General features: G+C 74.6%; 6 protein-coding genes. 1 reads left to right on the top strand and 5 read right to left on the bottom strand.

Features of this window, described 5'->3' with window-relative positions:
• The 5 genes from ACFUVW_RS18035 to ACFUVW_RS18015 all read right to left on the bottom strand — a co-directional run.
• Positions 1 to 686, bottom strand: a 686-nt coding sequence (locus tag ACFUVW_RS18035) for an SMC-Scp complex subunit ScpB (RefSeq protein WP_430572686.1), incomplete at its 3' end; no start/stop codon positions are given.
• The gene (locus ACFUVW_RS18030) at positions 683 to 1657 is read right to left on the bottom strand and encodes a segregation and condensation protein A (RefSeq protein ID WP_430572685.1); all 975 of its coding nucleotides are present in this window, start codon (positions 1655 to 1657) and stop codon (positions 683 to 685) included. The genes ACFUVW_RS18030 and ACFUVW_RS18035, both read right to left, overlap by 4 nt.
• Positions 1641 to 2609 (bottom strand): ParA family protein, encoded by a 969-nt coding sequence (locus ACFUVW_RS18025; protein ID WP_430572684.1) that lies wholly within the window; start codon positions 2607 to 2609, stop codon positions 1641 to 1643. The genes ACFUVW_RS18030 and ACFUVW_RS18025 overlap by 17 nt, the downstream gene beginning before the upstream one ends.
• A 77-nt stretch (positions 2610 to 2686) precedes the next feature.
• A complete protein-coding gene (locus ACFUVW_RS18020; RefSeq protein WP_430572683.1) occupies positions 2687 to 3688 on the bottom strand; it encodes a site-specific tyrosine recombinase XerD in 1002 nt (333 codons plus the stop codon).
• A gap of 68 nt (positions 3689 to 3756) precedes the next feature.
• A complete protein-coding gene (locus ACFUVW_RS18015; protein ID WP_430572682.1) occupies positions 3757 to 4800 on the bottom strand; it encodes a heme o synthase in 1044 nt (347 codons plus the stop codon).
• A 408-nt stretch (positions 4801 to 5208) separates the two neighbouring features.
• On the opposite strand from ACFUVW_RS18015, the gene tkt reads away from it, so the two are divergent.
• A complete protein-coding gene (tkt, locus tag ACFUVW_RS18010; protein ID WP_430572681.1) occupies positions 5209 to 7344 on the top strand; it encodes a transketolase in 2136 nt (711 codons plus the stop codon).
• Positions 7345 to 7375 lie beyond the last annotated feature (31 nt).

Here is a 7375-nt window from a genome sequence, read left to right as displayed (position 1 = left end):
CAGGCGTCGCGTCCGACGCCTGAGGACGGGTCCAGGGCGATCGCCTCCCCCACGTCCGGCAGGTGCGGGGCGAGCGGGGGCAGGGCGTCGAGCGACGACCAGCCCATCCGGTCGAGGAACTCGCCCGTCGTGCCGAACAGCACGGCGCCCGTCATCGGGTCCTGGCCCGTCTCGGCGATCAGGCCGCGCGCCAGGAGGGTGCGCACCACCCCGTCGACGCTCACCCCACGCACCGCCGAGACCTGCCCGCGCGTCACGGGCTGGCGGTAGGCGATGACGGCGAGGGTCTCCAGGGCCGCCTGGCTGAGGCGGGAGGACTGGCCCTCGAGCACGAAGGCGCCCACGACGTCGGCCTGCGCCCGTGCCGAGTAGATGCGCCACCCCTCGGCCCCCTCGCGCAGCTCGAAGCCGCGCGGGCGCCCGCCCGTCTCGCCCCGGTACTCCGCGGCCAGCTCCTCGAGCACCGCGGCGACCTCCGGCACGGGCCGTACGACGCCCGCCGCGAGCCGCTCGACCGGCACCGGTGACTCGGCGACCATCAGGACCGCCTCCAGCGCCGCCGCCAGCCCGCCCGGCAGGTCGTCGACGTCCACCTCGACCTCGACCGCCGGCTCGGCCTCGGCCACCGGCTCGGCCCCTGCCACCGCCTCGACGACGCCCGCCTGCTCGCCCGTCCGCTGCGTCATGCCACGACCTCCGTCACGCCGGCGCCGCCCGCGGCGGGTGCGCCGGTCCCCTCGTCCTGCCCGGGCGTCCCGTCGAACTCCTCGAAGCCCGCCGCGAGCACGCCGTCGTCGTCCTCGTCCGGGTCGCTGTCGCCGCCCGCCGTCCACCGCACGGTGAGCTCGCCCAGCGCCGTCGCCTGCTCGAACGCCACCCGGCCGGAGCGGAACAGCTCGAGCAGGGCGAGGAACCGCGCGACCGCCACGAGCCGCTCCTCCCCCGCGACGAGCGCGCGGAACGTCGCGACGTGCTCGCGCCGCAGCCGGCGCGCCACCACGCCCGCCTGCTCCCGCACGCTCACGGCGGGGGCGTGCAGGTGGTCCAGCCCGACCACGGGTGGCGGCTTGGGCTCCAGCGCCCGGGCGGCCAGCTCCGCGAGGCGCGCGCCGTCGAGGGTCCACACCAGCTCCGGCAGCAGCGCCGTGAGGTGCGGCTCGAGCGGGACGGAGCGCGGCACGCGGCGTCCCTCGGTCTCCAGGCGCTCGGCGAGCAGCCCGGAGACCTCCTTGTACGCGCGGTACTGCAGCAGCCGGGCGAACAGCAGGTCGCGGGCCTCGAGCAGCTCCAGGTCCTCGGCGTCCTCCTCGACCACGCCTGGCAGCAGCCGGGCGGCCTTGAGGTCGAGCAGGGTGGCCGCAACGACGAGGAACTCGCTCGCGGTCCCGAGGTCCCACGACGGGTGCTCCTCGCCGCGGGCCGTCGCCGCGCGCGACGCGGCCTCGGCCTCGCGGATGTGCGCGACGAACTCGTCCGTCACGGCCGCGAGCGCCACCTCGGTGACGTCCAGCTCGTGCTTCGCGATCAGCGACAGCAGCAGGTCGAACGGGCCGGTGAAGTTGTCGAGGTGCACCTCGAACCCCGGCCGGGCGTCGGAGCCGTCGACGGCGTCGAGGGCCTCCCCCTGCTCCGGGGCGACGTCAGGCGGCGTCACCACGGGCGACGAGCTCCCGCGCGAGCTGCCGGTACGCGGCCGCGCCGGCGTGGGTCGGGGCGTAGTTGGTGATCGGCTCGGCCGCCACGGACGCGTCGGGGAACTTCACCGTGCGCCCGATGACGGTGTGCAGCAGGGTGTCGCCGAACGCCTCGTGCACGCGCGCCACGACCTCGCGCGAGTGCAGGGTGCGCGAGTCGTACATGGTCGGCAGGATGCCGTCGATCTCCAGTGCCGGGTTGAGCCGGTCGCGCACCTTCTCGATCGTCTCCACGAGCAGGGCCACGCCGCGCAGCGCGAAGAACTCGCACTCGAGCGGGATGAGCACGCCGTGCGCGGCGGTGAGGGCGTTGACCGTGAGCAGGCCGAGCGACGGCTGGCAGTCCACGAGGATGACGTCGTAGTCGTCGAGGGCGGGGCGCAGCGCGCGGGCGAGGACGGACTCGCGGGCCACCTCGCCGACGAGCTGGACCTCCGCGGCCGACAGGTCGATGTTCGCGGGCAGCACGTCCATGCCCTCGATGTTCGTGGGCTGCAGCACGTCGGTGAAGCTGACGTCGCGCTCCATGAGGAGGTTGTAGACGCTGAGGTCGAGGTCGTGGGGGCTGACGCCGACGCCCACCGAGGCGGCGCCCTGCGGGTCGAAGTCCACGAGCAGGACGCGGCGGCCGTACTCGGCCAGCGCGGCGCCCAGGTTGATCGTCGTGGTGGTCTTGCCGACGCCGCCCTTCTGGTTGCACATCGCGACGATGCGCGCGGGCCCGTGGGACGCCAGCGGCGCCGGGTCGCGGAAGTCGGGCAGCGGCCGCCCGACGACGTCGGTACGCGGCTCCTCGAGCCCGCCGGCCGGACTGCCCGGGGCGGGGCTGGTCGCGGTGGTCGCGGCCGGTGAGGCGTCGCTCGTGGTCGTCTGCGTCATGGTGTCGCTCCCGAGTCCCTCGCTCACCTGCGTCACGCTACCCCAGGGCCTCCCGGGGCCCGGGCGGCACGCCGGGCGCGCCGTCCTTCCGGCCGCCCCGACGCCTCGACGGCTCAGCCGAGGGCGCGCGGGTGCGCCGCGGCGTACACCTCGCGCAGGGCGTCGCGCGTCACCATCGTGTAGATCTGCGTGGTCGTCACCGAGGCGTGCCCCAGGAGCTCCTGCACCACGCGGACGTCGGCGCCGCCCGCGAGCAGGTGGGTGGCGAACGAGTGCCGCAGCGTGTGCGGGGACACGTGCTGGGTGAGCCCCGCCCGCTCCGCCGCGGCCTGCAGCACCGACCAGGCGCTCTGCCTCGACAGGCGGGCGCCGCGGGTGTTGAGGAACAGCGCCGGCGTGCCGCGGCCCGCCGACGCGAGGGGCGTCCGGGCGCGCACCAGGTACGCCTCCAGCGCCGTCCGGGCGTACGAGCCGACGGGCACCACGCGCTCCTTGTCGCCCTTGCCCCGCAGGCGGACGGAACCCGCGCGCGGCGCGCCGTCGTCCCCGCCACCGGCCGCGGAGTCGCCGTCCAGCAGCCCGTCGACGTCGTCGACGTCGAGGCCCACCACCTCGCTGATGCGCCCGCCGGTGGAGTAGAGCAGCTCCAGCAGGGCCCGGTCGCGCAGCGGCACCGCGCCCTCCCCGCTGCCCGCCGCGTCGAGCAGGCGGGCCACCTCGTCGATCGACAGCGCGTGCGGCAGCCGCCGCAGCGCGCTCGGGGCGTGCACCTGGGACGCGGGGTCGGCGCTCGTGGTCCCCTCCGCGTGCGCGAACCGGTGCCAGCCGCGCACCGCGGCCAGCGCCCGCGCCGTCGACGACGGCGACAACGGCGCGCCGCCGTCCGACCCCTGACGGAGTACCACGACGTACTCCTCGACGTCGCGCTCGCCCACGTCGTCGAGCCCGTGCCGCCCCGTCGCGTGGAGGTGGCGGGCGTAGCGGCCCACGTCGCGGCGGTAGGCCGCGACCGTGTTGGCCGACAGCCCGCGCTCGACGCCGAGATGCGCCAGGTAGTCCTGCAGCGCGGCCGCCAGCGCGGGCGGGAGGGGCGGGGCGGACGTGGTGTCGGGCACCGGAACATCATGCCCCGAGGCGCCGACGGCCAGGCCCGTCCGAGCCCCGGCCCGGGCCCCCGGAGGGGTCAGAAGGGCAGGAAGACGTCCACCGCGACGGCGATGAACAGCACCGTGAGGTACGTGATCGAGCCGTGGAAGACCTTCATCGCGCCGAGCTTGCCGCGCTCGGGGTGACCCGCGCGGCGCAGCATCGCGATCACGAGCCAGAGGAACCAGCCGCCCGAGGCGACCGCGACGGCCGTGTAGAACCACGACATCCCGGCGAGCGGCACCAGCGCGAGCGAGCAGCCGATCATCGCGACCGTGTGCGCGACCATCTCGACCGCGACGCGGCGGTCCGTCGCGACGACCGGCAGCATCGGGACCCCGGCGTTGGCGTAGTCCTTCTTGAACTTCACGGACAGCGGCCAGTAGTGCGGCGGCGTCCAGAAGAAGATCACCCCGAAGAGCGCCACGGCGGCCCAGCTGAGCGACTCGGTGACGGCTGCCCAGCCGATGAACACGGGCATGCAGCCCGCGATGCCGCCCCACACGATGTTCTGCGGCGTGCGCCGCTTGAGGATCATCGTGTAGCCGACGACGTAGATCGCGATGGCGGCGAAGGTCAGCCACGCCGCCGGGACGTTGACCAGCAGGGCGAACCACAGCAGCGACACGACGCCGAGCACCGTGGCGAACACCAGGGCCGCGCGGGGCGTGATCTCCCCCGTCGCCAGCGGGCGCCGCTTGGTCCGGTTCATCACCTGGTCGATGTCGCGGTCCAGGTAGCAGTTGAAGACGTTCGCCGACGCGGCGGCGAGCGTGCCGCCCACGAGGGTGAGCAGCACGAGCCACAGCGAGGGCAGGCCGCCCTGCGCGAGGATCATGGTGGGCAGCGTCGTGACCAGCAGCAGCTCGATGATGCGCGGCTTGGTCAGCGCGACGTACGCACCGAGGCGGTCGCGCCACCCCGTGCCCGACGCGCCCGGCCCGCCGTGCGCCGCCCCGCCCTGCTCCGCGTTCCCTCCGCGGCGGTCCGCCCGGTCCGCATCGGCACGCTCCCGCTCGGCCCGCACGGCCGCGCGGGTCGGCGCCTGGGGGTGGGACGTCGTGGTGCTCGTGGTGCTCACGCGCGTGCTTGTCCGTTCTCGGCTGGGGGTCCGGGGAGCTCGGGCGACGTGGGACGGTCGCCGCCTCATCGTACGCCGAGGTCAGCGACCCGGCGGCCCGGACGGCGGCCGCACGGCTGTGAGAAATGCCCGCGCAGGCGTCATCTCCCCGGACATCCTCCGGCGCGCGGGCCGCACCGCTCAACTGGTGGGACGAACGGCACCGGGACGGGCGTGCCGGGAATGCTCGGCGCTAGGGTGGTGCTGCACAACGGTGAACAGCGGGCCGCCCACCCCGGTCGGCCCCTCGCCACCGTGCCCCGCCGTCGCCCCGAGGACTCCGTGCGGCGTCCGACGCGACGGCGCCCCGTACCGGCAGAGCAGCAGCAATCACCCGGGGCTCGCTCCGGGCAGGAAAGAGGCACATCTGTGAACGCGTTCGACCCCGTCGTCGCCCCGCTCGAGTGGAGCTCGCTCGACGACCGCGCGGTGAAGACCATCAAGGCGCTGGCGGCCGACGCCGTCGAGAAGGTCGGCAACGGCCACCCCGGCACCGCGATCTCCCTGGCGCCCGCCGCCTACCTGCTCTTCCAGAAGACGATGCGGCACGACCCGTCCGACCCGCACTGGGTCGGTCGTGACCGGTTCGTGCTCTCCGCGGGCCACTCCTCGCTCACGCTGTACCTGCAGCTGTTCCTCGCCGGCTACGGCATGGAGCTCGAGGACCTCGAGGCGCTGCGCACCTGGGGCTCGCAGACCCCGGGCCACCCCGAGTACCGGCACACCCCCGGCGTCGAGATCACGACGGGTCCTCTCGGCCAGGGCCTCGCGTCCGCCGTCGGCATGGCGTTCGCGGCCCGCCGCGAGCGCGGCCTGCTCGACCCCGACGCCGCCGCCGGCGAGTCGCCCTTCGACCACCACGTCTACGTGATCGCCTCCGACGGCGACCTGCAGGAGGGCGTCACGTCCGAGGCGTCGTCGCTCGCCGGCACGCAGAAGCTCGGCAACCTCGTGGTGATCTGGGACGACAACAAGATCTCCATCGAGGACGACACGGACATCGCGTTCACCGAGGACACCCTCGCGCGGTACGCCGCGTATGGCTGGCACACCCAGCGGGTCGACTGGACGCAGGGCGGCACCGGCTACGCCGAGGACGTCGACGCGCTCGCCGCGGCCATCGAGGCCGCGAAGGCCGAGACCGACCGCCCGTCCTTCATCGCGCTGCGCACCATCATCGGCTGGCCGTCGCCCACCAAGCAGAACACCGGCGGCATCCACGGCTCCGCGATGGGCGCCGACGAGGTCGCGGGCCTCAAGGTCGCGCTCGGCCTGGACCCGGAGGCCACCTTCGCGGTCGACGACGAGGTGCTCTCCTACACCCGTGCCGTCGCCGAGCGGCAGGCCGAGCAGCGCGCCGTCTGGGACCGGTCGTACGACGCCTGGCGGACGGCCGCCCCGGAGCGCGCGGCCCTGCTGGACCGCCTCGTGGCCCACGAGCTGCCCGCCGGCTGGACCGACGAGCTGCCCGTCTTCGAGGCCTCGGAGAAGGGCGTGGCCACCCGCGCCGCGTCCGGCAAGGTCCTGACCGCGCTCAAGGACGTGCTGCCCGAGCTGTGGGGCGGCTCCGCCGACCTCGCCGGCTCGAACAACACCACCATGGACGGCGAGCCGTCGTTCATCCCCGTCGAGCACGCGACCAAGAAGTTCCCGGGCAACCCCTACGGGCGCACCCTGCACTTCGGCATCCGCGAGCACGGCATGGGCGCGATCCTCAACGGCATCGTGCTGCACGGCCTCACCCGCCCCTACGGCGGCACGTTCCTCCAGTTCGCCGACTACATGCGGGCCTCGGTCCGCCTCGCGGCCCTCATGGAGATCCCGACGACGTTCGTGTGGACGCACGACTCGATCGGCCTCGGCGAGGACGGCCCCACGCACCAGCCGGTCGAGCACCTCGCCGCGCTGCGCGCCATCCCGGGCCTCGACGTCGTGCGCCCCGCCGACGCGAACGAGACCGCCTGGGCCTGGCGCGGCATCCTCGAGAACACCGCCAACCCGGCCGGCATCGTGCTCACCCGCCAGAACGTCCCGACGTTCCCGCGCGGCACGGACGGCTTCGCCGGTGCCGAGGGCACCCTCAAGGGCGCGTACACGCTGGTCGACGCCACCAACGACGAGACCGGCGCGCCCGACGTCGTCCTCGTCGGCACCGGCTCCGAGGTGCAGCTCGCCGTGCAGGCGCGCGAGCAGCTCGCCGCCGAGGGGATCGCCGCCCGCGTCGTGTCGATGCCGAGCCGCGAGTGGTTCGACAAGCAGGACGAGGCCTACCGCGAGTCGGTGCTGCCGTCGGCGGTGAAGGCCCGCGTGTCCGTCGAGGCGGGCGTCGCCCAGGGCTGGCGCGAGGTGGTCGGCGACGCCGGCCGCAGCGTCTCGCTCGAGCACTACGGCGCGTCGGCCGACTACCAGACGCTGTACCGGGAGTTCGGCATCACGGCGGAGGCCGTCGCGGCCGCCGCCCGCGAGTCCCTCGCTGCTGTGCGCGGCGCTGGCGACGCCGCCTGAGCGCTCGTAGATTCCCAGGGTGGGGCGTCGC

This window comes from Isoptericola sp. NPDC057391 (assembly GCF_042668085.1).
Classification (GTDB): Bacteria; Actinomycetota; Actinomycetes; order Actinomycetales; family Cellulomonadaceae; genus Isoptericola.
The sequence above is the reverse complement of the archived record's forward strand: the minus strand, read 5'-3'. Positions and strand labels throughout refer to the sequence as shown.